This is a genomic window from Microbacterium sp. 2MCAF23, assembly GCF_052115565.1.
Taxonomy (GTDB): domain Bacteria; phylum Actinomycetota; class Actinomycetes; order Actinomycetales; family Microbacteriaceae; genus Microbacterium.
Genome location: NZ_JBFRGY010000019.1, coordinates 21,397 through 46,844, shown reverse-complemented (window position 1 = coordinate 46,844; position 25,448 = coordinate 21,397). Strand labels below are relative to the sequence as shown.

Below are 25,448 nucleotides of genomic sequence, written 5' to 3'. Positions count from 1 at the left end.
ATCTGCCGACGCACACTGGAGACATCACGTTCGGCAAGGAAGGCGGACCCGATGCAGCACACCATGCCTGCCACGAGCCACGCGCAGAACGCGGATCCCCGCGATCTGCTCCCCCACGATGAACCGGTGCGGCTCATCGACGAGAGCGGATCCTCGCGCGTCGACGACGGCTATCCGATGCCCGCGGACGAGGTGCTCGGCCGGGCCTACCGCGGCCTCGTCGAGGGACGCCGCATCAACGATCAGGCGAACGCGCTGGTCCGCCAGGGGCGTCTCGCGGTCTACCCCTCCTCGCACGGCCAGGAGGCCTGCCAGATCGCGGCGTCGCTCGTGCTCGGCGCGCAGGACTGGCTGTTCCCGACCTACCGCGACTCGGTCGCGGTGATCGCCCGGGGCGTCTCCCCCGACGACGCCATGGTGCTGCTGAAGGGCGACTGGCACTCCGGCTACGACCCGCACGAGCACCACGTGGCCCCGCAGACCACGCCGCTGGCGACGCAGCTGCTGCACGCGGTCGGCTTCGCGCAGGCCGCGAAGCACCGCGGCGAGGACACCGTCGTGCTCGCGATGTGCGGTGACGGGTCCACGAGCGAGGGCGACTTCCACGAGGCGCTGAACTTCGCCGCCGTGTTCCATGTGCCCGTCGTCTTCTTCGTGCAGAACAACGAGTTCGCGATCTCCGTGCCGCTGAGCCGGCAGACCGCCGCCCCCTCGCTCGCGCACAAGGCGGTCGGCTACGGCATGCCCGGGCAGCGCGTGGACGGCAACGACGTGGCGGCCCTCATCGCCGTGCTCGGCGAGGCCGTGGATCGCGCCCGTGCCGGCGGTGGACCGACCCTCGTCGAGGCCCACACCTACCGGATGCAGGCGCACACGAACGCCGACGACGACACCCGCTACCGCGAGCGCGCCGAGGTGCAGGCCTGGGTCGCGAAGGATCCGCTGACCCGCCTGCGCGCGCACCTCAGCGCACGCGGCCTGCTCGACGAGGCCCGCGAGCAGGAGCTCGCCGAGGGCGCCGAGACCATCGCGGCGGCCCTCCGCGATGCACTGAACGCCGACCCCGAGCTCGACCCCGAGGACCTGTTCCGCTTCGTCCGCAGCACCCGTTCGCCACAGCTGCAGGAGCAGTGGCATCAGCTGCGCGACGAGCTGGAGCGCTCCGGATCCGCCGAAGGAGGCACCCTATGACCATCGCGCACGAGGGCGTCCGCGTGGACGCCGCCACCCCCGAGAACCAGACGGTTCCGACCGTCCAGACGATGACGATGGCGGCGGCGCTCAACCGCGCCCTCGCCGACGCCATCGAGGCCGACCCCGACGTCGTCCTCTTCGGCGAGGACGTGGGCGCGCTCGGAGGAGTCTTCCGGATCACCGACGGACTCACCGAGCGCTACGGCGAGGACCGCTGCTTCGACACGCCGCTCGCGGAGTCGGGCATCATCGGCACCGCAGTGGGCATGGCCATGAACGGCATGCGACCGGTCGTCGAGATGCAGTTCGACGCCTTCGCGCTGCCCGCGTTCGAGCAGGTCGTCAGCCACGTCGCGAAGATGGCCAACCGCACCCGTGGCGCGCTGCCCATGCCGATGGTGATCCGGATCCCCACCGGCGGCGGCATCGGCGGCGTCGAGCACCACTGCGACTCGTCCGAGGCCTACTACGCGCACACTCCGGGGCTCACGGTGGTGTGCCCGTCGACCCCGCAGGACGCGTACTCCCTGCTGCGCGCGGCGATCGCGTCGCCGGATCCGGTGGTCTTCCTCGAACCGAAGAAGCTGTACTGGACGAAGGGCGAGGTCGACACCTCGATCGTCGGGGAGATCGGATCCGCCCGGGTCGCTCGCGAGGGCACGGACGTGACCCTCATCTCCTACGGCTCCTCGGTGGCGACGTGCCTCGAGGCCGCCGAGATCGCCGCCGCGGAAGGCCGCAGCGTGCAGGTCATCGACGTGCGCACGCTGACGCCGATCGACGACGCCACGATCACCGCTGCCGTGCGCTCGACCGGCCGCGCTGTGGTCGTCGCCGAGGCGCCGGGTTACGCGAGCGTGGCCAGCGAGATCCAGTCCCGGGTGTTCGAGCGCTGCTTCGAGTTCCTCGAGGCGGCCGTGCGCAAGGTCACCGGCTTCGACACCCCGTTCGCCCCGCCGAAGTTCGAGCACTGGTATCTGCCCGACGCCGACCGGGTGCTCGATGCGATCGACACCCTGCACTGGCTCGACGAGCAGGGAGAAGAAGTATGACCACCGCGACGACGAAGGTGTTCCGCCTGCCCGACCTGGGCGAGGGCCTCACCGAGGCCGGCCTCGTGCAGTGGCTCGTGCAGGTCGGCGACACCATCCGCACCGACCAGCCCATCGCCGAGGTCGAGACCGCGAAGAGCGTGGTCGAGCTGCCGTCGCCCTACGCCGGCGTGGTCGTCGCGCTGCATGGCGAACCCGGCGAGACGATCGACGTCGGCGCCCCGGTGCTCGAGGTCGCCGATCCCGATGCCGCTGCAGCAGCGCCCGGCACCGCGGGCGGCGCTGCCGGCGGAGATGTCGAGAAGGAGGCGTATCGGTCCGAGGAGCGCGCCGGATCCGGATCCGGCAATGTGCTGATCGGTTACGGCACGACCGAACGCGCGGGGTCGGGACGACGCCGCGCGCGCCGCACGGCGGGGCCCGTGCGCGGAGACGGCTCCCCCGCGGGGCGTCCGAGCGTGCCTTTGGACGTTGAGCGAGCACCGGCGGAGCCGGTGTTCGTTGAGCGAGCCGAAGGCGAGTCGAAACGCAGAGACGAGACGCCGCGCGCTGACGATACGGCTGAGTCCGTCGGCCCGGTCGCCGTGCGCTCGCCCCTCGTCCGCCGCCTCGCGCGCGACCTCGGTCTCGACGTGCGCCGGGTCACTCCGACCGGATCCGACGGCGCCGTCACCCGAGCCGACGTGCTGCGCGCCGCCGTGGACCAGGCCGTGGACGGCATGTCCCTGCACGCGCTCGGCGCCTCGGCAGGCGCGACCCTGTCGAGCACCGCCTCTCCCTCGCTCACTGGTCTCGAATTGCGGTCACCGGATGCGAATGACCGCAATGTGCGACCACTGAGCGGGGAGATCGTCGACGGGCTCGCCGTCGCCTCCCGCGAGCGCATGTCGCCGCTGCGCAAGGCGGTGAGCGCGAAGCTCACCCGCAGCCGGTCCGAGATCCCCGAGGCCACGGTCTGGGTGGACGTCGACGTCACCGAGCTCTGGACGCTCCGCGCCGCCATGGCGCCGGAAGGCGGCAAGGCCCCGTCGCTCACGGCTCTCGTGGCACGGTTCGTGCTGATCGCCCTCGCCGAGCATCCGCTGCTGGCATCGCGGCTCAGCGACGACGCGAGCGAGATCCTCTCGTTCGACGGCGTGAACCTCGGGGTCGCCGCCGACACCGACCGTGGCCTCATGGTGCCGGTGATCCCGCGTGCGCACGAGCTCAACGTCGACGAGCTCGACGCGGCGCTGCGCGAGCTCGCCACGACCGCACGAGCCGGATCCATGCCGCCCGAGCGCCTGCGCGGATCGACCTTCACGCTGAACAATTACGGCGGCCTTGGCGTGGACGGATCCGCGGCGATCATCAACCACCCCGATGTCGCGATCCTCGGCATCGGCCGGATGATCGAGCGCCCGTGGGTCGTCGACGGCGCAATCGTTGCGCGGCGCATCGCGCAGCTCTCGCTGGTGTTCGACCACCGCGTGTGCGACGGCGGTTACGCCGCCTCGTTCCTGCGCCGGGTGATGGAGCTGCTGGAGCACCCGGCGCGCGCCTTCGGCCGGGTGCGCTGACCCCGCGGATCACCCCCGCAGCGCGAGCACGAACGGCAGGACGTCGGTCGCGCCCGCCCGACGGAGCAGGCGGGCGGCGACGGTGAGCGTCCATCGGCTGTCAGCCTGATCGTCCACGAGCAGCACGGGGCCCGCGGGCATGGCGAGAGCATCGGTCGAGAAGCGGTCCCAGACCCCCGCGAGGCGGAACGCGCTGTTGCCCCCTGGCCCGCCGGTCGGGCCTGCTCCGACCATGTCGAGCTCGCCCAGATACGGCAGCCGGCCGATCTCGGCGAGGCTCCGCGCGAGCGACCCGACCAGAAGCGGCCGGGACCGCGACGGCATCGAGACCACCGCGACCGGACGCTCGGCCCACCCCCAGCCGGCGAGCACCCGCACGCAGGCGTCGCGGAGCCGATCGGGAACCGGGCCGTCGGGGGCGCCGGCGGCGAAGAGCTCGCGCAGCGCACCGCCCCAGCCGAGGTCCGTGAGACGCGCGAGCGCGCGCCCTTCCCCCGCCTGCTCCTCCACGGCGATGCGCCCCTTCACGGGGACCCCGAGCCGGTCGGCGCCCGTCGGCCAGGCCCGGCGCGGCTCGATCGGCACGCCCACCCGGTCCAGCGACGCCGTGGCCGCGACGCTGGCCTCGGTGCCGATCCCGGTCGGAAACCAGACGCCGGCGCAGTTGTCGCATCGCCCGCACGGCTCGGCCGTGTCGTCATCGAGGGTGCGCTGCAGGAACTCCATGCGGCAGTCGGAACCCTGCTCGTACTCCACCATGTGCTGCTGCTCCGCGCGGCGCTCGGCGGCGATCCGGTCGTACCGCTCGGCGTCGTAGCCCCAGGGCTCGCCCGTGGCGATCCAGCCGCCCTGCACGCGGCGCACCGCGCCGTCGACGTCGAGCACCTTGAGCAGCAGCTCGAGCGGTGTGCGCCGGATGTCGACCATCGCCTCGAGCACGGGGGTCGACACCGGCACGTCCCCCAGCGCGGCGATCACCCGCTCGGCCCGCTCCCGGTCCGGCATCGAGGCCGTCGCGAAGTAGTGCCAGATGTCGCGGTCCTCGACCCCCGGCAGCAGCAGCACGTCGGCGCTCTCGCTTGCGCGCCCCGCGCGGCCCACCTGCTGGTAGTACGCGACCGGTGACGACGGGGCGCCCAGATGCAGCACGAACCCGAGATCGGGCTTGTCGAATCCCATCCCCAGCGCGCTCGTCGCGACCAGCGCCTTCACCTCGTTGCGCTTGAGCATCGCCTCCGACTCGGCACGCTCGTCCGGATCCGTCTGGCCCGTGTAGGCGCGCACCTCGTGTCCGCGATCGCGCAGCAGACGCGCCGTGTCGACGGCTGCGGCGACCGTCAGCGTGTAGATGATGCCGGATCCGGGCAGCTCGTCCAGATGGCTGAGCAGCCAGGCCAGCCGGCTGGGCGCATCGGGCAGGCGCAGCACGCCGAGCCGCAGAGAGGAGCGGGCGAGCGGACCCCGGATCGTGAGCACCTCGGATCCGCCTCCAGCCTCCGCAGCGCCGAGCTGCTCGGCGACATCGGCCACCACCCGGCTGTTCGCGGTCGCGGTCGTGGCGAGCACGGGCACGTCGGCGGGCATCTGCGCGATGAGCTCGCGCAGCCGCCGGTAGTCCGGGCGGAAGTCGTGCCCCCAGTCGCTGATGCAGTGCGCCTCGTCGACCACGAGCATGCCGATCCGGCGTACGAGGGCGGGCAGCTGCTGCTCGCGGAACGAGGGGTTGTTGAGCCGCTCGGGCGAGACCAGGAGCACGTCGACCTCGTCGCGGTCCAGCTGCGCGAGCACGTCGGCCCACTCATGCGCGTTCGTCGAGTTGATCGCGACCGCGCGCACGCCCGCGCGCTCCGCGGCGGCGATCTGGTCGCGCATGAGCGCCAGCAGCGGCGAGACCAGCACGGTGGGGCCCGCGCCCTCGTGCCGCAGCAGCAGGGTCGCGACGAAGTAGACGGCCGACTTGCCCCACCCGGTCCGCTGCACCACCAGCGCCCGCCGCCGGTCAGCGACCAGCGCCTCGATCGCCTCGTACTGCCCATCGTGGAACTCGGCGTCGGGTCGGCCGACGAGGGCCCGCAAGGCGGTGAGGGCGGCCGCGTGCGTCTCGGGTGAAGCGCCGTGCTGCGTCATGCCTCCAGCCTGCCGCACTCCTCCGACATGCGCTCGCCCGCCCTCCCCCGCGCGCGGCTACGCTCAGAAGATGAGCACACCGGCGGGACCAATGACCGGTCCCTGCGCCGCGATCGCCCCGAGGACCGCTTCGTGATCACGCGGGACCTCGCGCTCGCGCTGCGCGACGCCGGCCTGGCGTGGCACCCCGCGGAGGGCGACCGCTTCCAGCTCGTTCTGCCGGATGAGGTGGAGCTGGAGATCGAGGCCGACGTCTTCACCGTCAGCATCATGACCATCGAGGCCCGGCGCACCCCGACCGGCACGATCCTCGCATTCAACGGCACCACCGAATGGGCGCTCGACGCGGTGACGGTCACCGAAGCGGTCTGGCTGCCGCGTGAGGATCAGCTACGGGATCTGCTGCGCGGCACATTCCGCCGCCTGGTGCGGCTCGACGACGCGTTCCAGGTCGAGATCGAGATCGCCGGGCAGCCGCTGCTCTTCGAGCATCCGGATCCGTCCGAGGCGTACGGGCGGGCGCTGCTCGCCCTCATCCAGCGCTCGCGCTGATGCCGCGCAGGTCGGGTCGGGCACACCCAGCGCGATGTCCGACCCCAGTGCGACAATGCCGTCATGAAGCTCAGCGAGCTCGTCGCCGCGGCCGGCCAGACCGCTGCCACCTCATCACGCCTGGCCAAGATCGATGTGCTGGCGCGGCTGCTGCAGAGTGCCGAGCCCGGGGAGCTCGCACCCGTCGTCGGCCTGCTGCTGGCCTCACCCAGACAGGGCCGGCTCGGCGTCGGCTGGCGCGGTATCACCGCCATCGACGTGCCGCACGCCGCCGAATCGGCGCTCACGATCGACGACGTCGACCGCGCGCTCGACGAACTCGCCGCCGTCACGGGATCGGGATCCGCCGCTGTTCGCTCCGCCGCGCTCGAGGGGCTCGCGGGACGCGCCACGGCCGCGGAATGGGACTTCCTCGCCCGGGCGATGCTCGGCGAGCTGCGCACCGGCGCGCTCGCGGGCGTGGTGCTCGACGCGATCGCCCGCGCCTCCGACCGCCCTGCCGCAGCGGTGCGACGAGCCGCGATGCTCTCCGGCGACCTCGGCGCGACCGCGCTCATCGCCCTGACCGGCACGGCGGAAGACCTGGATGCGGTGGGTCTGGCCGTGGGCCGCCCCGTGCTGCCGATGCTTGCAGCGAGCGCTGCGACGCCGAGCGCGGCGCTGGAGATCACCGGCGAAGCATCCGTCGAGTACAAGCTCGACGGCGCGCGGATCCAGGTGCACCGCCACGGTGACGACGTCCGCATCTTCACGCGCAGCCTCGCCGACGTGACGCACCGCCTCCCCGAGATCGTCGAGATCGTGCGCGCGCTACCCGCCCACGACGTCATCCTCGACGGCGAGACCCTGTCGCTCGACGAGGACGGCGGCCCGCGCCCGTTCCAGCAGACTATGTCCCGCTTCGGCGCCGACGTCGCACGCGAGCTCGTGCTGCGGCCGTGGTTCTTCGACGTGCTGCGCGTCGACGGCCGCGACCTCCTCGACGAGCCGCTCACCGTGCGCCTCGAAGAGCTCGAGCGCGTCGCCGGCGCCTGGCGCATGCCGGGCATCGTCACCGCCGATCCCGAGGAGGCCGAGCGCCTGTCCCGGGAGGCGCTGGCAGCCGGGCACGAGGGCGTGGTCGTCAAGGCCATCGGATCCGCCTACTCCGCAGGGCGCCGCGGCAAGTCCTGGGTGAAGGTCAAACCCGTGCTCACCTACGACCTCGTCGTGCTCGGTGCGGAATGGGGATCCGGCCGCCGCCGCGGCTGGCTCTCGAACCTGCACCTCGGGGCCAGGGATCCGGACGGCGATTTCGGCGAGCCCGGCGGCTTCGTCATGGTCGGCAAGACGTTCAAGGGCCTCACCGACGAGTTGCTGCGCTGGCAGACGGAGACGTTCCCCGGCTACGAGACGCGGCGCACGGCATCCACCGTGTTCGTCCGCCCCGAGATCGTCGTCGAGATCGCGATCGACGGCGTGCAGCATTCGCCGCGCTATCCCGGCGGGATCGCGCTGCGCTTCGCCCGGGTCAAGCATTACCGCCCCGACAAGACCGCGGCCGACGCGGACACGATCCAGACACTCCGCGCCCTGCTTCGGGAGTAGGCGCTCCGCGGCAGCTGCCGCCGATGGCTACACTGGGAGGGTCCGGCGCATGCGCGAACCGCTGCCGCGCCGGTGCTCGAAAAAGGGGCACGAAGCCCGCAGTGCGACGACGCGCTCCGGCGAGACACATACGGATCCTCGTTCCGTTGTCGTCTCGAAAGGCCTTCAGCATGCCCACCGTCTCCGCGCACGTCGCCCTCACCCTCGCCCAGCACATCGACGCCGTCTTCGGCGTCATGGGCAACGGCAATGCCTACTTCCTCGACGCGATCGAGCAGCAGACCGACGCCTCGTTCACCGCCGTCCGTCACGAGCAGGGTGCCGTGGTCGCCGCCGACGCGCACTTCCGGGCCTCCGGCCGCATCGCCGCCGCCACCAGCACCTACGGGGCCGGCTTCACGAACACGCTCACGGCCCTCGCCGAATCGGTGCAGGCGCACATCCCCTTGGTCCTGGTCGTCGGCGACGAGCCCACGAGCGGGCCGCGCCCCTGGGACGTCGACCAGATCGCGCTGGCGTCGGGCGTCGGCGCCCGCACCTACACCGTGGGCCGGGCCGACGCCGCCGCCACCACGGTCATCGCCATCGAGCACGCCCTCACCTACCGGGTGCCCGTCGTGCTGGCCATCCCCTACGACGTCGCCGCGCTCGAGGCCGGCGAGGTGCCCGCCGCTCCGGCTCCGCGTGTGCCCGCGCCGCTCGCTCCCAAGGGGGAGTTCGCCGAGGGCATGCTCGACCGGATCGCCGAGGCGTTGCGCTCCGCGAAGCGTCCGTTCCTGCTCGCCGGGCGCGGTGCCTGGCTGGCCGGCGCCGGCGAGGCCCTGACCGCGCTCGCCGACGCGACGGGCGCGCTGACCGCCTCGTCCGCGCTCGGCCGCGGAGTCTTCGGCGACCAGCGCTACGACCTGGGCGTGACCGGCGGATTCGGCGCCGAGGGCGCGATGGAGCTCGTCCGCACCGCCGACGTCGCCGTCGTGTTCGGGGCGTCGCTGAATCAGTTCACGATGCGGTTCGGCGCGCTGTTCGCACCCGGCACGCAGGTGTTCCAGATCGACGTGGCCCCGGCCGCGACCCACGCGCACGTGGGCGGCTTCGTCCGCGCGGACGCGCGGCTCGCCGCCGAGGCACTCGTCGCCCGGCTGCAGGGCGCGACGGGCTCAGACTGGCGCGAGAGCGTCGACGTGGCCACCGCCCGCGCGTACGAGCCCGGTGACGTGGCCGCGCCCGACGGCCGGCTCGACCCACGCTCCGCCGCCCGCCGCATCGCCGAGCTGCTGCCCGAGGATCGGGTGGTGGTCTCGGACGGCGGGCACTTCATCGGCTGGGCCAACATGTACTGGCCGGTGGCATCACCCGACCGGATGATGATGATCGGCACCGCGTTCCAGGCGATCGGACAGGGCTGGCCCAGCGTCGTCGGCGCGACCCGGGCGCGCCCCGAGTCGACCGTGGTGCTCACCTCGGGTGACGGCGGCGGGCTCATGGCGATCGCCGATCTGGAGTCGGCCGTGCGCTCGGCCGGCGGCCGCGGTGTGGCCGTGATCTGGAACGACGCGGCCTACGGCGCCGAGGTCAACCTGTACGGGCTCAAGGGTCTGGCGCGCGAGCCCATGCTCATCCCCCAGGTCGACTTCGCCGCGTTCGCCGCGGCCGTGGGCGCGGAGGGCGTCGCCGTGCACACTCTCGCCGACCTCGACCGGCTCGCCACCTGGGGCGCCGAGGATCCGGCCACGCGCCCGTTCCTCGTGCTCGACCTGCGCATCTCGGGCGACGTGATCGCGCCGTACCAGGAGGAGATCATCCGCGTGAACTCCTGAGCGGAGGGCGCCCGGCCCTGCTCAGCGACGCCAGGGCATGTGCTGCAGCGTCCAGGTGTTGCCGTCGGGATCCTCGAATCCCGCGTAGAGCACGCCGCCCAGGTCCACGACGGGAGCGACATCGACGCCGCGGCCGATCAGCTCGGCACGCGCAGCCTCGATGTCCGCCACCACGAGGTGCAGACCGCGCAGCGAGCCCGGGTCCATCCGCTGATCCGGCAGGCCTTCGGTCAGCGTGATCGAGCAGTAGGAACCGGGCGGCGTCAGCTGCACGATGCGGACGCCCTCCTGCGGGCAGACGTCCACGTCCGCGGTGAAGCCGAGCTGCTCGGCGTAGAAGGCCTTGGCCCGGTCGATGTCCGTCACCGGCACGAGGACCAGCTCCAGCATCATCGAACCCGGCAGCACCTCGGGCACAGGGTTGTCCGTCATCGTCACGACCTCTCCACAGCGCTGCGGCGCGCGCAGAGCCGACGTTACCGGCGGGTGCCGGGCGACGCCAGAGGCGACAGGGATCCGTATCTTCTCGGGATCCGGATCCCTGCCGCTGGTGATCATCACGCCTCCAGGAAGGCGCCCTCCAGGAACGACGCGAGTTCGTCCACGCCGCCGAGCGGCAGGATCGCGGCGACGTACTGGTCGGGCCGCACCACGATCACGACGCCGTCGCGTGACAGCTCCCGCTCGACGAAGATGTCGCCCTTCGACCAGTGTGAAGGCGCAGCGGCGTAGAGCTTCTCCCAGTCGGTGAGGCCGAGCGGGCCGGTCTTCGGCTGGAAGAGCGCGGGCGCGGTCGTGACGTCGAGGTCCTCGTACGACTGCTGGTAGATCGCCTTCACGTCGAAGACCGCGTCCACATCTCCCGCGGCCGGCGTGAACCGCGCCAGCACCGGTGCCACCGCCTCGGCCCAGGCATCGAGCCCGGACCCGGTCGCGTCGCCGAACGCGTACACGCGCCAGCGGCCGTCCGCCTTCGCGTGGTGGCCGAGGTGCACGACGTTGCCGTCGGAGACCCGTACGACCTCCGCGCTCTTGAACCGCTTGCCGAGCGGGAACCCGGCGGCGAGAGCCTGGTGCGCATCGGATCCGATGATCATCGACGAGCCGTACTGCGTCATGAAGCCGGACGGGAACTCGGCCGTTCCCAGGTAGAACGTCGCCAGCTCCTGCGGATCCGAGATCTCCTCGGGCTTGCGCGCCATGAGCGAGGACCACTCGCGGTCGAAGTCGATGAGCTGCTGCGCCACCGGCTTGCGCTCGGCGCCGTAGGTCGACAGCAGCGCCGCCGGCGCGCGGCCGGTGAGCACCGAGCCGAGCTTCCAGCCGAGGTTGAAGCCGTCCTGCATCGACACGTTCATCCCCTGCCCGGCCTTGGCGCTGTGGGTGTGGCACGCGTCGCCGGTGAGGAAGACGCGCGGCGTGGCGGCGGAGCCCGGATCCACGTCGTCGAAGCCGTCGGTGATGCGATGGCCGACCTCGTAGACGCTGTGCCAGGCGACCTGCTTCACGTCGATCGAGTAGGGGTGCAGGATCTCGTTCGCCTTGCCGATGATCGCCTCGATGGGGGTCGCGCGCACGGCGTGATTGTCATCGGCCGCGACCTCGCCGAGGTCGATGTACATCCGGCTCAGGTAGCCGCCCTCGCGCGGGATGTGCAGGATGTTGCCGGCCTCGGCGTTGATCGCGCACTTGGTGCGCCAGTCCGGGAAATCGGTGTTCACGAGCACGTCCATGACGCCCCAGGCATGCGCGGCCATCGCCCCCACGTGCGTGCGTCCGATGGCCTCGCGCACTCCGCTGCGCGCGCCGTCGCAGCCTGCCACGTACTTCGCCCGGATCGTGCGCTCTTCGCCCTCGCGCGCCCCGGCGACGTATCGCACCTGCACCTCGACCGGGTACTCGCCCTCCTCGTGGACGGTGAGGCCGAGGAACTGCACTCCGTAGTCCGGCACGATGCGGCCGGGTCCGTCGGCGGCGGCCTCGGCGAAGTAGTCCAGCACGCGCGCCTGATTCACGATCAGGTGCGGGAACTCGCAGATGTCGAGGCCGTAGTCCGCGGTGCGCGCGGTGCGGACGATGTTCTGCGGGTTCTCCGGATCCGGGCCCCAGAAGTTCATCCAGCCGATGTTGTAGGCCTCGGCCACGATGCGCTCGGCGAAGCCGAACGCCTGGAACGTCTCGACGCTGCGCGGCTGGATGCCGTCGGCCTGGCCGAGCACGAGCCGTCCGTCGCGGCGCTCGATGATGCGCGTCGTGACGTCCGGATACTGCGACATCTGCGCGGCGAGGAGCATGCCCGCGGGACCGGATCCGACGATGAGCACGTCGATCTCGTCGGGAAGATCGGCGGGGCGGTCGATGCCCGTGCCGGCGGCGGGGAGCACCCGCGGGTCGTGGGACACATATCCGTGGTGGTGGAACTGCATCGTCGTCGATTCCTTCCTGACGGCGCCGTCGGGCTCGGTTCTGCGTGACTGCGAGGCTCTTGTGCTTCGCGACGCCTTGTTCTATATTCGAACACGAAGTTCTACTATTGAACACAATCTATCCGAGGTCGCGTCAGCGATCAAGACGGCGAGGAGTATTCGTGGCCGACGCACCCGCTTCGCAGACCCTCAGCCGCGGCATCCGGATCCTGGAGGTCCTCGCCGATGCGCGCGGAGCGCTCTCGATCGACGAGATCGCCGGCGCACTCGGCGTGCACCGCTCGATCGCCTACCGGCTGCTGCGCACGCTCGAGGATCACGGACTCGTCTCCCGAGACGCCTCGGGGCTCGTGTCCCTCGGCGCGCGCATGGCCGCTCTCGCCGCCGGCGTCGCGAACGATCTGCAGGCGGAGGCCCTCCCCGAGCTCACCGCCGTGGCCAACGAACTCGGCATGACCTGCTTCCTCGCAGTGCTCGACGGCGAGGAGTGCATCACGCTGGTGAGCGTCGAACCGCGGCATGCCGTGGCCAGTGTCGCCCAGCGTCCCGGGGCGCGGCACTCGGTGAAGGTCGGCGCTCCGGGCAAGGCGATCCTCGCGCAGCTGGCGGAGGCGGAATGGCCCTCGGACGCTTCTTCGGCGCTGCGCTCGGAGGCTGCGGGCGTGCGCACCGCGGGCTTCGCGACGAGCCACGACGAGGTGATCCCGACCGTGCAGTCCGTGGCCGTGCCGCTGGCCCTGCGCGGGCAGCGCCCGGCGGCGATCGCCGTGGTGCACGTCGCCACGGACCGCACCGACGCAGAGATCGCGGCACGCCTGCAGCGCTCGGCGACGACGATCCGAGAGGCCCTCGGGGCCTGACCGCGACGCGGCGCCTGAACTCCCCTGCACCGCATCACCTCAGGACGGATGCACTTCTGGAGGACGTTCCCGACGGAATCGTCCTCCAGAGCTGCAATCATCCTGTGGAGTCGCGGCCGGCCTCAGGCCTTGGACAGCCCGTAGATCGGGCTCACCGACTGCTCGGCCTCGTGATCGGGCCCGAGCGGGATGCCGCTGCGGTCGCGCAGCAGCAGCGTCGCGATGAGGCCGATCACGGTCATCCCGGCGAGGTACCAGGTGACCGCCTGCGTCGAGCCGGTCGCCTGCACGATCGCGGTCGCGATGGTCGGCGCGAAGGCGCCCCCGGCGATGGCCCCGATCGCGTACGAGATGGAGACGCCCGAGAACCGGATCGATGCCGGGAACAGCTCGGTGTAGAGCGCCGCCTGCGGGCCGTATGTGAAGCCGAGACCGATCGTGAGGATGGCGAGCGCCGCGAACAGCAGCCCGATCTGACCCGTGTTCACCAGCGGGAACAGCGTGAACACACCGATGAGCTGCAGGATCCATCCGACGATGTAGGTGGTCCGGCGACCGATCCGATCCGAGATCCATCCGGCAACCAGGGTCGACAGCAGCCAGGTGACGGCGGATCCGGCCACCGCCCAGAGCACGGGCCCGCGATCGAGCTTGAGCGCGCCCTCCGGGTTGGTCGCATACCCCTGGATGTATCCGCCGGTGGTCATGTAGCCGACCGCGTTGTTGCCGGCGAAGACGAGCGCGGCGATGATCACGAGCAGCAGATGCTTGCGGAACAGCTGCACGATCGGCATGCTCGCGGCCTCCTTGCGCTCGGCGAGCTCGGTGAACACGGGGCTCTCCTCGACCCGGCGGCGCACGTAGTAGCCGACCACGATCAGTACGACGCTGAGCAGGAACGGAATCCGCCAGCCCCAGGACAGGAACTGGTCGCCCGGCGCGACCAGCGCCATGATCGCCATCACACCGGAGGCGATCAGCAGCCCCAGCGGCACGCCGATCTGCGGCGCGGCGCCGAAGATGCCGCGCTTGGCCTTGGGCGCGTGCTCGACGGCCATCAGCACCGCACCGCCCCATTCACCACCGGCCGAGATCCCCTGCAGGATGCGCAGCAGCACCAGCAGGATCGGAGCCGCGACGCCGATCGCGTTCGCATCGGGCAGCACGCCGATCAGCGCTGTCGCCGCACCCATCAGGATCAGCGTCCACATCAGCACCGCTTTGCGGCCGAACTTGTCGCCGAAGTGGCCAGCCAGGAAGGCGCCGAGGGGTCGGAACAGGAAGCTCACGCCGACCGTCGCGAACCCGATCAGGGCGCTGTTGGCGCCGAGGTCCTTGAAAAAGAGCTGGCCGAACACGAGCCCCACCGCGGTGGCGTAGATGAAGAAGTCGTACCACTCGACCGTGGTGCCGATGACGGTGGCGAAGACCACCCTGCGCCGGTCTGCGGATGAGGCGATCGTGCCGGTGGGCGTGAAACCCGGGGAGGATTCTGCGGACATGCTGTCTCCTTTGCGTGGGACGTCGTCGTCTTGGCCGACATCGTCGTCGTGCCCGACGCGGGATCCAGGATCCTGCGGACGGATCCGGATCCCATGCTTGCCGGGCTCGACACGATGATATACGATTTCGAATACGACGCCAAGGGTCCCCCTGGCACCCACCGCGCGAGGAGGCGCCCATGTCCGCACCGATCGACCGGCCCGGCAAGATCATCGCGATCCACCTCAACTACCGCTCCCGTGCCGACCAGCGCGGCCGCACCCCCGCGACCCCCTCCTACTTCTTCAAGCCGTCCTCCTCCGTCGCCGGCACGGGCGGCGTCGTGGAGCGTCCCGCCGGCACCGAGCTGCTCGCCTTCGAGGGCGAGATCGCGCTCATCATCGGCACCGCCGCTCACCGGGTGAGCGTGCAGGACGCGTGGTCGCACGTGGCCTGGGTGACCGCGTCGAACGACCTCGGCCTGTACGACCTGCGCGCCAACGACAAGGGCTCGAACGTCCGCTCCAAGGGGGGCGACGGGTACACCCCGATCGGCCCCGACCTCATCCCCGCGTCCGAGGTCGACCCCGCCGAGCTGCGCGTGCGCGCCTGGGTGAACGGCGACCTGCGCCAGGACGACGAGACCAGCGGACTGCTGTTCCCGCTCCCGCAGCTGATCGCCGATCTCTCCCAGCACTTCACGCTCGAGCCCGGCGACGTCATCCTCACCGGCACCCCTGCCGGATCCAGCGTGATCGTCCCCGGCGACGTGGTCGTCGTCGAGGTCGACGCTCCGCACTCCTCCAAGACGCTCACCTCCGGCGGGCTGCGCACCACCGTCACCCAGGGCACCGTCGCCTTCGACGGCGCGCTCGGATCCCTCCCCGCCGTGGACGACCTGCAGCGCGCCGAGGCCTGGGGGTCGCGCGAGAGCGCGGGGCTCTCCCCCGCGGGGTCGTTGAGCGAGGACGGCGAAGCCGACCGAGACGAAACGCCGCACCCCGCAAACGACGTTTCGTCTCGCTCCGCCTCCGGCGATGCTCGCGCAACGACCGCGCTGAGCGACGAGCTGCGTGCCAAGCTCACCGCTGCCCCGACCGCAGGGCTCAGCGCCCAGCTGCGCAAGCGCGGCCTGCACGCCTGCTTCATCGACGGCGTCTCAGCCAACCTGCCCGGCACCAAGATCGTGGGCACCGCGAAGACGCTGCGCTTCGTCCCCGCCCGTGAGGACCTCTTCACCAGTCACGGCGGGGGCTACAACGCACAGAAGCGCTGCTTCGACGCCGTGGAGGAGGGCGAGATCATCGTCATCGAGGCCCGCGGCGACGCCACCACGGGCACGCTCGGCGACATCCTCGCCCTGCGCGCCAGGGCCCGCCGCGCCGCCGGTGTGGTCACCGACGGCGGCGTGCGCGACTTCGCGGCGGTCGCAGAGATCGGCCTGCCCGTGTTCTCGCAAGGCGCGCACCCCTCCGTGCTCGGCCGCAAGCACGTGCCGTGGGACGTCGACGTGACGATCGCCTGCGGCGGTGCCACGGTGCAGCCGGGTGACATCATCGTCGGCGACAGCGACGGCGTGATCGTGATCCCGCCCTCCCTCGTCGAGGAGGTCGTGGATGCGACCCTCGCCCAGGAGGACGAGGACGCCTGGATCGCCGAGCAGGTCGAGGCCGGCCACCCGGTTGACGGGCTGTTCCCGATGAACGCCGCCTGGCGCGCGAAGTACGAGGCCGCGTGCTCGGGCACTCAGGGGTCTGCGGGCGCCTGATGAGCGACATCCTCACGGAGAGCAAGTCGGAGCAGGCCTACGCCTGGATCCGCGCGCGCATCGCCTCGCACGCATTCGGCCCCGGGTTCCGCCTGGTGCTGGGCACGATCGCCGATGAGCTGGGCATGAGCGTCGTGCCGGTGCGCGAGGCGATCCGCCGGCTCGAGGCGGAGGGCCTGGTCACTTTCGAGCGCAACGTCGGCGCGCGGGTTTCGCTCATCGACGAGAGCGAGTACGCGCACACCATGCAGACCCTGGGCCTCGTCGAGGGCGCTGCCACCGCGCTGTCCGCCCCGTTCCTCGACGCCGACGCCCTCGAACGCGCCGCCGACGTCAACGCTCGGATGACCCGGCTGCTGGACAGCTTCGACGCGCACCGGTTCACCGAGCTGAACCGGCAGTTCCACTCGGTGCTGTACGAGCCGTGTCCGAACCCGCACATCCTCGATCTCGTGCACCGGGGCTGGGCGCGCCTCAGCGGGATCCGCGACTCCACGTTCGCCTTCGTCCCCGGCCGCGCCGGGCACTCCGTCGAAGAGCACATGCAGATCCTCCACCTGATCCGCACCGGCGCCGATCCCCTCGAGATCGAGCTCGCCGCACGCAACCACCGCTGGCGGACGCTGGACGCGTTCCTCGCCGCCCGGCACCCCGCTGACCCGCACGAGACCACCCAGAACGAAACCAGCCAGACCCACCCGGAAGGACGATGATGACCGACGTTCACACCCCCGCTGATCTGCCCACGAAGCTGCAGCACTACATCGACGGCGAGTTCGTCGACTCGATCGAAGGCGGCACGTTCGACGTGCTCGACCCCGTGTCGAACCAGACGTACGTGCAGGCTGCGTCCGGCACCGAGGCGGATGTCGACCGTGCGGTCGCCGCCGCCAAGCGCGCTTTCGACGAGGGCCCGTGGCCGCGCATGCTCCCCCGCGAGCGTTCGCGCGTGCTGCACCGCATCGCCGACATCGTGGAGTCGCGCGACGCCCGCCTCGCCGAGCTCGAGGCCTTCGACTCCGGTCTGCCGATCACGCAGGCACTCGGCCAGGCTCGCCGCGCCGCCGAGAACTTCCGCTTCTTCGCCGATCTGATCGTCGCCCAGGTGGACAACGCGTTCAAGGTCCCCGGCCGCCAGATGAACTACGTGAACCGCAAGCCGATCGGCGTCGCGGGTCTCATCACGCCGTGGAACGTGCCGTTCATGCAGGAGTCCTGGAAGCTCGCCCCGGCGATCGCGACCGGCAACACGGTCGTCATGAAGCCCGCCAGCTACACCCCGCTCTCCGCGGTGCTGTGGCCCGAGATCTTCCGCGAGGCGGGCCTGCCCGACGGCGTGTTCAACCTGATCTTCGGATCCGGCGGCGTGGCGGGCGACCACCTCGTGCGCCACCCCGACGTGCCGATCATCTCGTTCACCGGCGACAGCTCCACCGGCGCGACGATCTCGACCGCCGCGGCCCCGCAGTTCAAGAGCCTGTCGCTCGAGCTGGGCGGCAAGAGCCCGGCGGTCGTGTTCGCCGACGCCGACCTCGAGGCGGCTCTCGACGCCACCGTGTTCGGCGTGTTCAGCCTGAACGGCGAGCGCTGCACGGCCGGATCCCGCGTGCTCGTCGAGCGCAGCATCTACGACGACTTCGTCGCGAAGTTCGCCCAGCGCGCGAAGAACATCGTCGTCGGCCTGCCCGGCGACCCCTCGACCGAGGTCGGCGCGCTCGTGCACCCGAACCACTTCGAGAAGGTCATGAGCTACATCGAGATCGGCAAGGGCGAGGGACGCCTGCTCGCCGGCGGCGGACGCCCCGAAGGGTTCCCGACGGGCAACTACGTCGCCCCGACGGTGTTCGCCGATGTCGCCCCCGAGGCGCGGATCTTCCAGGAGGAGATCTTCGGCCCGGTCGTCGCGATCACCCCGTTCGACACCGAGGAGGAGGCGCTCGCGCTCGCGAACGACACCAAGTACGGTCTCGCCGCGTACGTCTGGACCTCGGATCTGCGCCGTGCGCACAACTTCGCGCAGGCGATCGAGTCGGGCATGGTCTGGCTGAACTCGAACAACGTGCGCGACCTGCGCACCCCGTTCGGCGGCGTGAAGGCGTCGGGCCTGGGGCGCGAGGGCGGCTACCGCTCGGTCGACTTCTACACCACGCAGCAGTCCGTGCAGATCACGCTCGGCACCGCGCACACGCCCGCCTTCGGCAAGCAGCTTCCGCCCGTCGAGCAGGACCTCGACGACCCGGACCCCCGCTGATCCGGACCGGCCACCGACTGATCCCGACCGGCCGCCGACCGATCCCGACTGGCCGCTGAGCCTGTCGAAGCGCCGATCCGAGCCGGATCCCTTCGACAGGCTCAGGGACCCCCGCCGAGCAGGATCTCGACGACCCGGATCCCGAACCTCTCATCACGCAAGGACGCTGACATGACCAATCGTGCAGACATGACGCTCACCTCCTCGGGCTTCTTCACCAGCCAGGAGGCGCCCATCACGACCGACAACCCGGTCGCCACCCCCTCCTCCCCGCCGCCGGACGTGCTCCGCTGCGCGTACATGGAACTCGTCGTCACCGACCTGGCCGCGTCGCGGGTGTTCTACGTCGACGTGCTCGGGCTGTACGTGACCGAAGAGGACGACGAGGCGATCTACCTCCGCTCCACGGAGGAGTTCATCCACCACAACCTCGTGCTGCGCAAGGGCCCGGTCGCGGCGGTCGCCGCCTTCTCCTACCGTGTGCGGACGCCCGAGGACCTCGACCTCGCCGTCGCGTTCTACACCGAGCTCGGCTGCGACGTGCGCCGCAACCCGTCCGGCTTCGTGAAGGGCATCGGCGACTCGGTGCGGGTCGTGGATCCGCTGGGCTTCCCGTACGAGTTCTTCTACCAGACCGACCACGTCGAGCGGATGAGCTGGCGCTACGACCTGCACATCCCCGGCGAGCTCGTGCGCCTGGACCACTTCAATCAGGTCACGCCCGACGTGCCGCGCGCCGTGAAGTACATGCAGGACCTCGGCTTCCGCGTCACGGAGGACATTCAGGACGACGCGGGCACGGTCTACGCCGCGTGGATGCGCCGCAAGCCCACCGTGCACGACACCGCCATGACCGGCGGTGACGGCCCGCGGATGCACCACGTGTGCTTCGCGACGCACGAGAAGCACAACATCCTCGCGATCTGCGACAAGCTCGGGGCGCTGCGCCGCTCCGACGCGATCGAGCGCGGTCCCGGCCGTCACGGCGTGTCGAACGCGTTCTACCTGTACCTGCGCGACCCCGACGGCCACCGCGTCGAGGTCTACACGCAGGACTACTACACGGGCGACCCGGACAACCCGGTCATCACATGGGACGTGCACGACAACCAGCGCCGCGACTGGTGGGGCAATCCCGTCGTGCCGTCCTGGTACACCGACGCATCGCTCGTGCTCGACCTGGACGGCAACCCGCAGCCGGTCGTCGCCCGCACCGACTCCAGCGAGATGGCCGTCACGATCGGCGCCGACGGGTTCAGCTACACCCGTCCCGCCGACGAGGAGGCCATGCCGGAGTGGAAGCAGGGCGAATACAAGCTCGGCCATCAGCTATGAGCCTGCCCGAATCCACCATCGCCGCGCTCGCTGCAGAGCTCGCCGAGGCCGACCGCACGCACGGCGTGATCCCGCGCATCACGGCACGCCATCCCGAGGCGACCGTCGAGGACTCGTATGCGATCCAGGGCGTCTGGCGCGACGCGCAGGTGGCCGCGGGTCGCAGGCTCGTGGGGCGCAAGATCGGCCTCACCTCGAAGGCCATGCAGCAGGCCACCGGCATCACGGAGCCCGACTACGGCGTCATGTTCGACGACACCGTGTACCCGTCCGGATCCGAGATCCCCGTCGATCACTTCTCGAATGTGCGCATCGAGGTCGAGCTGGCCTTCGTGCTCAAGGAGCCGCTGTCCGGCCCCGACTGCACACTCGAGGACGCCCTCGCCGCGATCGACTACGCCGTGCCCGCGCTCGAGGTGCTGAACTCGCACATCGAGCTCGAAGGACGCACGATCGTCGACACGATCAGCGACAACGCCGCCTACGGCGCCATGGTGCTCGGAACCGTGCACAAGCGCCCCGACGAGATCGACCTGCGCTGGGTGCCCGGCGTGCTCTCGCGCAACGGCGAGATCGAGGAGACCGGCGTCGCCGCCGGAGTCCTGGGCCACCCCGCCACCGGCGTCGCCTGGCTGGCGAACAAGTTCCACCAGCACGGCGCGCGTCTGGAGGCAGGAGAGGTCATCCTGGCAGGATCGTTCACGCGCCCGATGTGGGTGGCGCGCGGCGACGAGGTGCTGTGCGATTACGGACCGATGGGAACGATCGAATGCCGCTTCGTCTGAATCCGACCTTCCGCGAAGTCCTCGCCTCCTCGGACCGCGCACTGATCGGCATGTGGGCGTGCACCGGCAGTCCTCTCGTCACCGAGATCGCCGCCGGATCCGGACTGGACTGGCTGCTGATCGACGGAGAGCACTCGGCCAACACGCTCGACTCGCTCCAGACGCAGCTGCAGGCTGCTGCCGCCTACCCGATCACGCCTCTCGTGCGCGTGCCGTGGAACGACCCGGTGATCATCAAGCAGGTGCTCGACCTGGGCGCGCAGAACATCATCGTCCCCATGGTCTCCTCCGCCGATGAGGCCCGCGCCGCGGTCGCGGCCACCAGGTATCCGCCCGCGGGCGTCCGCGGCGTCGGATCCGCCCTGGCCCGCAGCGCCCGCTGGAACCGCGTGGCGGGCTACCTCGGCGACGCAGCGCAACACGTGTCCCTGACCGTGCAGATCGAGACCACGGCGGGTGTGGACGCGGCCGCCGAGATCGCCGCCGTCGACGGCGTGGACGCCGTGTTCGTCGGCCCCTCGGATCTGGCCGCGTCGATGGGGCTGCTCGGACAGCAGACGCACCCCGACGTGGTCGCCGCGGTCGAGCACGTGTTCCGTGCGGTGGCCGCAGCCGGAAAGCCGGTCGGGGTGAACGCGTTCGACCCGGTCGCCGCCGATGCATACATCGCCGCGGGTGCCGCGTTCGTCGCCGTCGGGGCGGACGTGGCTCTGCTCGCCCGCGCCTCCGAGGCCCTCGCGACCCGCTTCCTCCCGGCCGCGGAGGCGGGCCCCGCCGCCAGCTACTGACCCGATCCGTTTCAAAGCGCGCAAATGGCTCCATCCGAGCCCGATGTGGAACCATTTGCGCGCTTTGAAACGGGAAGGGGAACCTGCCAGGCTGGGGCCCGCTCAGGGCGCCGCGGACTGAGCGGGCCACGGCTCCTCCCCCGGTCCGGCCGTCTGCACGCCCCAGGCCGCCATGCCGCCGGCGAGGTTGCGCAGCGGGGTGTCCTCTGGGGCGGTCGCTCGCAGCGCATCGATCGCACGGGCCGAGCGGATCCCGGACTGACAGGTGACGACGATGTCGCGTCCGTCCGCGGCGGCCTCGCCCAGCCCCGCGGCGAGCGCAGGCCAGCCGTCGGCGAGGATACGGTCGAGCGGCACGTGCACGGATCCCGGGATCGACGCCGCCGCCCGCTCCGTGGACGTGCGCACGTCGACCACGACGAGACCGCCCGCCCCGGCGCGCAGGCGCACGGCCACCTCGCCCGCGGAGATGTCATGGAGGCGATCCTCCGGCAGCGCCGCCGCCGCGCGACACGCATCGGCGACCGCCTCGAGCCCGGTCGCTCGCGGGCGGTCCGGATCCGCCGCGAAACGCAGCTCGTCCCATCTCGCGGTGAGCGCGTCGTACCGGGCGAGCCGTCCGACGAGCGGCTCGCCGATCCCGCAGACGAGCTTGAGGGCCTCCACGGCCATCGCCGATCCGACCACGCCGCAGAGCGCACCGAACACGCCTCCGGTCGCGCAGTCGAGGGACTCGTCATCGGGAAGCTCGGGGAACAGATCCCGGAGCATCGGCCCGCGACCGGGCCAGAACACGCTCATCTGGCCGGCGAAGCGCAGGATCCCGGCCCACACCACGGGGGTGCCGGTGAGCTCCGCCGCGTCGTTGCAGAGGTACCGGGTGGCGAAGTTGTCGCTGCCGTCGAGCACGAGATCGTGCGCCGCGAAGAGCGCGAGCACATTGTCCGGACCGAGCCGTTCGACCCGTGCGACCACCTGCACCACGGCGTCCCGAGCCGCCACGGCTTCCCGCACCGATTCGGCCTTGGGACGACCGACATCGCTCTCGGTGTGCAGCACCTGCCGCTGCAGGTTCGTGCGCTCCACCCGGTCGTCGTCGACCACGGTGATCCGGCCGATGCCGGCCGCGGCGAGGTACTGGATCGCGGGGGCGCCCAATCCGCCGGCGCCGATCACCAGCACGCGGGCGGCGGCGATGCGGCGCTGCCCTTCCACGCCGACCCCCGGGAGGGCGAGGTGCCGGGCGAACCGCGCGGCCCGCGCCGGAGGCAATTCGGGGCCTGGCTCCACCAGGGGTGGCAGCGCAGCCGGCCCAACCGCATCAGCCGACCCGACCACATCGTCCGCGACGGCGGCGCCGACGGCGGCCGGCGTCACAGGTCCGCCTCCGACGGGCGGCGTGCGATGAGCCCCTCGGCGCCGGACGAGGCGAGGGCGAGCGGTCGCTTCGGGATCCGCCCCGCCGCGCGCGCCAGCCGCCCCGCCTCGACGGCGGCGCGCATCGCCCTCGCCATCGCCACGGGGTCGTGCGCGCGGGTGACGGCGCTCGCGAGCAGCACCGCGTCCACGCCGAGCTCCATGGCCAACGCGGCGTCCGACGCGGTGCCGACCCCGGCGTCGAGCACGATCGGCACCCCCGCGCGGTCCACGATCGTCGCGATGTTGTGCGGGTTCAGGATGCCCAGACCGCTGCCGATCGGCGACCCGGCGGGCATCACCGCGGCGACGCCCACGTCCTCCAGACGGCGAGCCAGTGCGGGGTCGTCGTTCGTGTAGGCGAACACGCGGAAACCATCGGCGGTGAGCTCCTCCGCGGCCCGGAACAGCGCCACCGGATCCGGCAGCAGCGTCTCCTTGTCGGCGATCACCTCGAGCTTGACCCAATCGGTCTCGAGCGCGTCGCGGGCCAGCTGCGCGGTCAGCACGGCGTCGCGGGCGGTGTAGCAGCCGGCGGTGTTCGGCAGGGCGCGCACGCCCAGCCGCTCCAGCAGCGCGAACACGGAGTCGCGTCCCTCCAGGGAGAACCGGCGGATCGCGACGGTGGTGATCTCGGTGCCCGAGGCCAGGAGCGCCTGCTCCAGCAGTGCGAGGCTGGTCGCGCCTCCCGTCCCCATGATGAGACGGGAGGAGAACCGCTCCCCCGCGACGAGGAACGGATCCGTCTCCGCGGGCAGGTCCGCAGCGAGGTCGGGACGCGCGCGGGTGGTGTCGATCGCGGTCATGACGGTCAGCCGCCCTGCACCGCGGTGACGACCTCGACCTCGTCGCCATCGGCGAGAGTGCGCACGGACCAGCCGGTGCGAGGCACGACGGAGCCGGCGATCGCCGCGGCGACGCCGAGGCGTCCGCCGTCGGCGCGCGTGCCGTCGGCGCGGAGCTCGCGCCCGGTGACCTGCGCCACCAGGTCGAGCAGAGACGATCCGGCCGCGACGGCACGCGGGGCGCCGTTCAGCCGGATCGTGGGGGCAATGGAGGTGTCGGTCATCATCGGCCTTTCTTCGGAGGATGCGCGATACGCGGGAGGGGACCTGCAGAGGCACCGGCGAGGCGCGGGGCGTCGAGTGCACGGCGAGGTCCGGGCGCACGACGGACGAGGTGTTCAGGCGACGCTGAGAGCAGAGGCGACGGTGGCATCCGCCACGCCGGTGCCGCCGAAGCGGAACGGATCCAGCGCCGCCGAGAAGGCCGGGGCGACATCTCGCCCTTCGACCAGGTCCGAACCGAGCTCAGCGGCCAACGGCGTCAGCAGCACGCCATGCCGGTCGAACCCGGTGGCGACGACCAGCCCTGGCGCCACACGGCCGAGCAGCGGCACGGCGTCGGGGCTGCCGGGGCGAGCCCGGGCGAGCACCTCGACGACCTCGCACTCCGCGATGCCGGGCAGGATCCGCTCCGCGTCGCGCAGCAGCGCGAGCACTCCACCGGCCTGCACGCCCTCGACGCCGCCCTCGCGCACGGTGGCGCCGAGCACGAGCTCGCCGTCCTCGCGCGGCACGAGGTACACGGCGGAGCCCCGGACCAGTCCGCGGACCGTGTGCGTGAGCAGCGGGCGGATCGCATCCGGCACCCGCAGGCGCAGGATGTCACCCCATACGGGCCGCAGCGGCAGCCGCGGCACTCCGTCGATCAGCGTCGCACCCAGGCCGGCGGCCACGAGCACCTCGTCGGCAACCGCGCGTTCGCCGGATGCCGACCGGATCCCGGTCGCACGTCCGGAGCCGGGCTCGCGTTCGACGGCGGCCACCGCGTCCAGGCGCACCCGCGAGCCGAGCTCGGCGAGCAGCGCGGCAGTGACCAGGCGCGGGTCGACCTGATGATCCTCGGAGACGAGCAGTCCCCCGGACACGGCGGGGGCGAACGCGGGCTCGAGCTCCCGCGCCTCCGATCCGGTGATCCTCCGCACGGCGCCTCCGCGCAGCGTGGCGAGTTCGGCGAGCGTCGCCCGGTCAGCGGCGTCGACGCCGACCGCCAGTGTGGCGGTGCGGCGGTGGCCTGTGCCGAGCCCGGTGCGCTCCTCGAGGGCGGCGACGAAGGCCGGGTACCGCGCCGCCGCCTCTGCCAGCAGCGGATGCAGGGCGTCCTGACCCCAGGCGAGCTCGGTGGTCGGAGCGAGCATCCCGGCGGCGGCGCGGCTCGCCCCCGCCGCCGGGGCAGGGTCGAACACGGTCACCTCGTGCCCGCGTCGAAGCAGTTCGGAAGCGCTGGCGAGGCCGATGATCCCGGCGCCGACGACGATGATGCGCATGGCTGTGCCCTTTCCTACGACGGTATGACCCGTATCAGGTTCAGCGGTCGGCATGTGGCCCTCTCAGCCCCTCTGGGCTCCCGCGGACCCCTCCACCCTAGGGGGTCGTGACGACGGTGA

The 25,448-nt window shown here is 71.5% G+C and carries 21 protein-coding genes and 1 riboswitch; of the genes, 13 read left to right on the top strand and 8 right to left on the bottom strand.

Annotated elements, in window-relative coordinates; translation table 11 throughout:
- Positions 1 to 51 precede the first annotated feature (51 nt).
- Genes pdhA through AB4078_RS18240 form a run of 3 tightly spaced genes read left to right on the top strand, consistent with a single transcriptional unit; the run spans position 52 to position 3,805 of the window.
- Entirely contained in the window at positions 52 to 1,191 is a 1,140-nt protein-coding gene (gene pdhA / locus AB4078_RS18250) for a pyruvate dehydrogenase (acetyl-transferring) E1 component subunit alpha (protein WP_441978307.1), read from the top strand.
- Entirely contained in the window at positions 1,188 to 2,246 is a 1,059-nt protein-coding gene (locus tag AB4078_RS18245; RefSeq protein ID WP_441978306.1) for an alpha-ketoacid dehydrogenase subunit beta, read from the top strand. The genes pdhA and AB4078_RS18245 overlap by 4 nt, the downstream gene beginning before the upstream one ends.
- The gene (locus tag AB4078_RS18240) at positions 2,243 to 3,805 is read left to right on the top strand and encodes a dihydrolipoamide acetyltransferase family protein (protein ID WP_441978305.1); all 1,563 of its coding nucleotides are present in this window, start codon (positions 2,243 to 2,245) and stop codon (positions 3,803 to 3,805) included. The genes AB4078_RS18245 and AB4078_RS18240 overlap by 4 nt, the downstream gene beginning before the upstream one ends.
- A gap of 9 nt (positions 3,806 to 3,814) precedes the next feature.
- Here AB4078_RS18240 and AB4078_RS18235 read toward each other — a convergent pair whose 3' ends face one another.
- Positions 3,815 to 5,932, bottom strand: a complete 2,118-nt coding sequence (locus AB4078_RS18235; RefSeq protein WP_441978304.1) for a RecQ family ATP-dependent DNA helicase — start codon at positions 5,930 to 5,932, stop codon at positions 3,815 to 3,817.
- A 132-nt stretch (positions 5,933 to 6,064) separates the two neighbouring features.
- Between AB4078_RS18235 and AB4078_RS18230 the strand changes: the two genes are divergently transcribed.
- The 3 genes from AB4078_RS18230 to AB4078_RS18220 all read left to right on the top strand — a co-directional run bounded on the left by AB4078_RS18230 (position 6,065) and on the right by AB4078_RS18220 (position 9,888).
- On the top strand, positions 6,065 to 6,484 hold the full coding sequence (locus tag AB4078_RS18230) for a pilus assembly protein CpaE (RefSeq protein ID WP_441978303.1): 420 nt from the start codon (positions 6,065 to 6,067) through the stop codon (positions 6,482 to 6,484).
- Positions 6,485 to 6,547: 63 nt separating this feature from the next.
- A complete protein-coding gene (locus tag AB4078_RS18225) occupies positions 6,548 to 8,071 on the top strand; it encodes an ATP-dependent DNA ligase (RefSeq protein WP_441978302.1) in 1,524 nt (507 codons plus the stop codon).
- A 170-nt stretch (positions 8,072 to 8,241) separates the two neighbouring features.
- Positions 8,242 to 9,888 carry a thiamine pyrophosphate-binding protein gene (locus AB4078_RS18220; protein WP_441978301.1) on the top strand — a complete coding sequence of 549 codons (1,647 nt, stop codon included), beginning with the start codon at positions 8,242 to 8,244 and terminating at the stop codon, positions 9,886 to 9,888.
- A 21-nt stretch (positions 9,889 to 9,909) separates the two neighbouring features.
- Here AB4078_RS18220 and AB4078_RS18215 read toward each other — a convergent pair whose 3' ends face one another.
- Both AB4078_RS18215 and AB4078_RS18210 read right to left on the bottom strand, forming a co-directional pair.
- Positions 9,910 to 10,320 (bottom strand): VOC family protein, encoded by a 411-nt coding sequence (locus tag AB4078_RS18215; protein ID WP_441978300.1) that lies wholly within the window; start codon positions 10,318 to 10,320, stop codon positions 9,910 to 9,912.
- Between the two features lie 125 nt (positions 10,321 to 10,445).
- Positions 10,446 to 12,314, bottom strand: coding sequence for an FAD-dependent monooxygenase (locus AB4078_RS18210; protein WP_441978299.1), 1,869 nt, complete (start codon positions 12,312 to 12,314; stop codon positions 10,446 to 10,448).
- A 161-nt stretch (positions 12,315 to 12,475) separates the two neighbouring features.
- Between AB4078_RS18210 and AB4078_RS18205 the strand changes: the two genes are divergently transcribed.
- Complete coding sequence (locus tag AB4078_RS18205) at positions 12,476 to 13,174, top strand: IclR family transcriptional regulator (protein WP_441978298.1); 699 nt, start codon at positions 12,476 to 12,478, stop codon at positions 13,172 to 13,174.
- 122 nt (positions 13,175 to 13,296) lie between these two features.
- Here the strand turns inward: AB4078_RS18205 and AB4078_RS18200 are convergent, their stop codons facing one another.
- Complete coding sequence (locus tag AB4078_RS18200; protein ID WP_441978297.1) at positions 13,297 to 14,676, bottom strand: MFS transporter; 1,380 nt, start codon at positions 14,674 to 14,676, stop codon at positions 13,297 to 13,299.
- Positions 14,677 to 14,855: 179 nt separating this feature from the next.
- Between AB4078_RS18200 and AB4078_RS18195 the strand changes: the two genes are divergently transcribed.
- From AB4078_RS18195 to AB4078_RS18170, 6 genes are all read left to right on the top strand, one after another.
- Positions 14,856 to 16,424, top strand: coding sequence for a fumarylacetoacetate hydrolase family protein (locus tag AB4078_RS18195; protein ID WP_441978296.1), 1,569 nt, complete (start codon positions 14,856 to 14,858; stop codon positions 16,422 to 16,424).
- Positions 16,424 to 17,137, top strand: coding sequence for a GntR family transcriptional regulator (locus tag AB4078_RS18190; RefSeq protein ID WP_441978295.1), 714 nt, complete (start codon positions 16,424 to 16,426; stop codon positions 17,135 to 17,137). Before AB4078_RS18195 ends, AB4078_RS18190 begins: the two co-directional genes overlap by 1 nt.
- On the top strand, positions 17,137 to 18,675 hold the full coding sequence (gene hpaE / locus AB4078_RS18185; RefSeq protein ID WP_441978294.1) for a 5-carboxymethyl-2-hydroxymuconate semialdehyde dehydrogenase: 1,539 nt from the start codon (positions 17,137 to 17,139) through the stop codon (positions 18,673 to 18,675). The genes AB4078_RS18190 and hpaE overlap by 1 nt, the downstream gene beginning before the upstream one ends.
- Before the next feature lie 171 nt (positions 18,676 to 18,846).
- A complete protein-coding gene (gene hpaD, locus AB4078_RS18180; RefSeq protein ID WP_441978293.1) occupies positions 18,847 to 20,010 on the top strand; it encodes a 3,4-dihydroxyphenylacetate 2,3-dioxygenase in 1,164 nt (387 codons plus the stop codon).
- Complete coding sequence (locus AB4078_RS18175; RefSeq protein WP_441978292.1) at positions 20,007 to 20,795, top strand: 2-keto-4-pentenoate hydratase; 789 nt, start codon at positions 20,007 to 20,009, stop codon at positions 20,793 to 20,795. Before hpaD ends, AB4078_RS18175 begins: the two co-directional genes overlap by 4 nt.
- The gene (locus AB4078_RS18170) at positions 20,780 to 21,583 is read left to right on the top strand and encodes an HpcH/HpaI aldolase family protein (protein WP_441978291.1); all 804 of its coding nucleotides are present in this window, start codon (positions 20,780 to 20,782) and stop codon (positions 21,581 to 21,583) included. Before AB4078_RS18175 ends, AB4078_RS18170 begins: the two co-directional genes overlap by 16 nt.
- A gap of 102 nt (positions 21,584 to 21,685) precedes the next feature.
- Here AB4078_RS18170 and AB4078_RS18165 read toward each other — a convergent pair whose 3' ends face one another.
- The 4 genes from AB4078_RS18165 to thiO all read right to left on the bottom strand — a co-directional run bounded on the left by AB4078_RS18165 (position 21,686) and on the right by thiO (position 25,328).
- Positions 21,686 to 22,960 (bottom strand): ThiF family adenylyltransferase, encoded by a 1,275-nt coding sequence (locus AB4078_RS18165; RefSeq protein ID WP_441978290.1) that lies wholly within the window; start codon positions 22,958 to 22,960, stop codon positions 21,686 to 21,688.
- Positions 22,957 to 23,697, bottom strand: a complete 741-nt coding sequence (locus AB4078_RS18160; protein WP_441978313.1) for a thiazole synthase — start codon at positions 23,695 to 23,697, stop codon at positions 22,957 to 22,959. The genes AB4078_RS18165 and AB4078_RS18160 overlap by 4 nt, the downstream gene beginning before the upstream one ends.
- Before the next feature lie 113 nt (positions 23,698 to 23,810).
- Complete coding sequence (gene thiS / locus AB4078_RS18155) at positions 23,811 to 24,071, bottom strand: sulfur carrier protein ThiS (RefSeq protein WP_441978289.1); 261 nt, start codon at positions 24,069 to 24,071, stop codon at positions 23,811 to 23,813.
- 111 nt (positions 24,072 to 24,182) lie between these two features.
- Positions 24,183 to 25,328 carry a glycine oxidase ThiO gene (thiO, locus tag AB4078_RS18150; protein ID WP_441978288.1) on the bottom strand — a complete coding sequence of 382 codons (1,146 nt, stop codon included), beginning with the start codon at positions 25,326 to 25,328 and terminating at the stop codon, positions 24,183 to 24,185.
- Positions 25,322 to 25,422, bottom strand: a riboswitch (TPP riboswitch). It overlaps the preceding gene by 7 nt.
- Between the last annotated feature and the right edge of the window lie 26 nt (positions 25,423 to 25,448).

What these genes read in the sequence shown, in the direction of transcription:
- pdhA (WP_441978307.1), top strand. Translation starts at nt 52, where the DNA reads ATGCAGCACACCATGCCTGCCACGAGCCACGCGCAGAACGCGGATCCC.
- AB4078_RS18245 (WP_441978306.1), top strand. Translation starts at nt 1,188, where the DNA reads ATGACCATCGCGCACGAGGGCGTCCGCGTGGACGCCGCCACCCCCGAG.
- AB4078_RS18240 (WP_441978305.1), top strand. Translation starts at nt 2,243, where the DNA reads ATGACCACCGCGACGACGAAGGTGTTCCGCCTGCCCGACCTGGGCGAG.
- AB4078_RS18235 (WP_441978304.1), bottom strand. Translation starts at nt 5,932, where the DNA reads ATGACGCAGCACGGCGCTTCACCCGAGACGCACGCGGCCGCCCTCACC.
- AB4078_RS18225 (WP_441978302.1), top strand. Translation starts at nt 6,548, where the DNA reads ATGAAGCTCAGCGAGCTCGTCGCCGCGGCCGGCCAGACCGCTGCCACC.
- AB4078_RS18220 (WP_441978301.1), top strand. Translation starts at nt 8,242, where the DNA reads ATGCCCACCGTCTCCGCGCACGTCGCCCTCACCCTCGCCCAGCACATC.
- AB4078_RS18215 (WP_441978300.1), bottom strand. Translation starts at nt 10,320, where the DNA reads ATGACGGACAACCCTGTGCCCGAGGTGCTGCCGGGTTCGATGATGCTG.
- AB4078_RS18210 (WP_441978299.1), bottom strand. Translation starts at nt 12,314, where the DNA reads ATGCAGTTCCACCACCACGGATATGTGTCCCACGACCCGCGGGTGCTC.
- AB4078_RS18200 (WP_441978297.1), bottom strand. Translation starts at nt 14,676, where the DNA reads ATGTCCGCAGAATCCTCCCCGGGTTTCACGCCCACCGGCACGATCGCC.
- AB4078_RS18195 (WP_441978296.1), top strand. Translation starts at nt 14,856, where the DNA reads ATGTCCGCACCGATCGACCGGCCCGGCAAGATCATCGCGATCCACCTC.
- AB4078_RS18190 (WP_441978295.1), top strand. Translation starts at nt 16,424, where the DNA reads ATGAGCGACATCCTCACGGAGAGCAAGTCGGAGCAGGCCTACGCCTGG.
- hpaE (WP_441978294.1), top strand. Translation starts at nt 17,137, where the DNA reads ATGACCGACGTTCACACCCCCGCTGATCTGCCCACGAAGCTGCAGCAC.
- hpaD (WP_441978293.1), top strand. Translation starts at nt 18,847, where the DNA reads ATGACCAATCGTGCAGACATGACGCTCACCTCCTCGGGCTTCTTCACC.
- AB4078_RS18175 (WP_441978292.1), top strand. Translation starts at nt 20,007, where the DNA reads ATGAGCCTGCCCGAATCCACCATCGCCGCGCTCGCTGCAGAGCTCGCC.
- AB4078_RS18170 (WP_441978291.1), top strand. Translation starts at nt 20,780, where the DNA reads ATGCCGCTTCGTCTGAATCCGACCTTCCGCGAAGTCCTCGCCTCCTCG.
- AB4078_RS18160 (WP_441978313.1), bottom strand. Translation starts at nt 23,697, where the DNA reads ATGGGGACGGGAGGCGCGACCAGCCTCGCACTGCTGGAGCAGGCGCTC.
- thiS (WP_441978289.1), bottom strand. Translation starts at nt 24,071, where the DNA reads ATGATGACCGACACCTCCATTGCCCCCACGATCCGGCTGAACGGCGCC.
- thiO (WP_441978288.1), bottom strand. Translation starts at nt 25,328, where the DNA reads ATGCGCATCATCGTCGTCGGCGCCGGGATCATCGGCCTCGCCAGCGCT.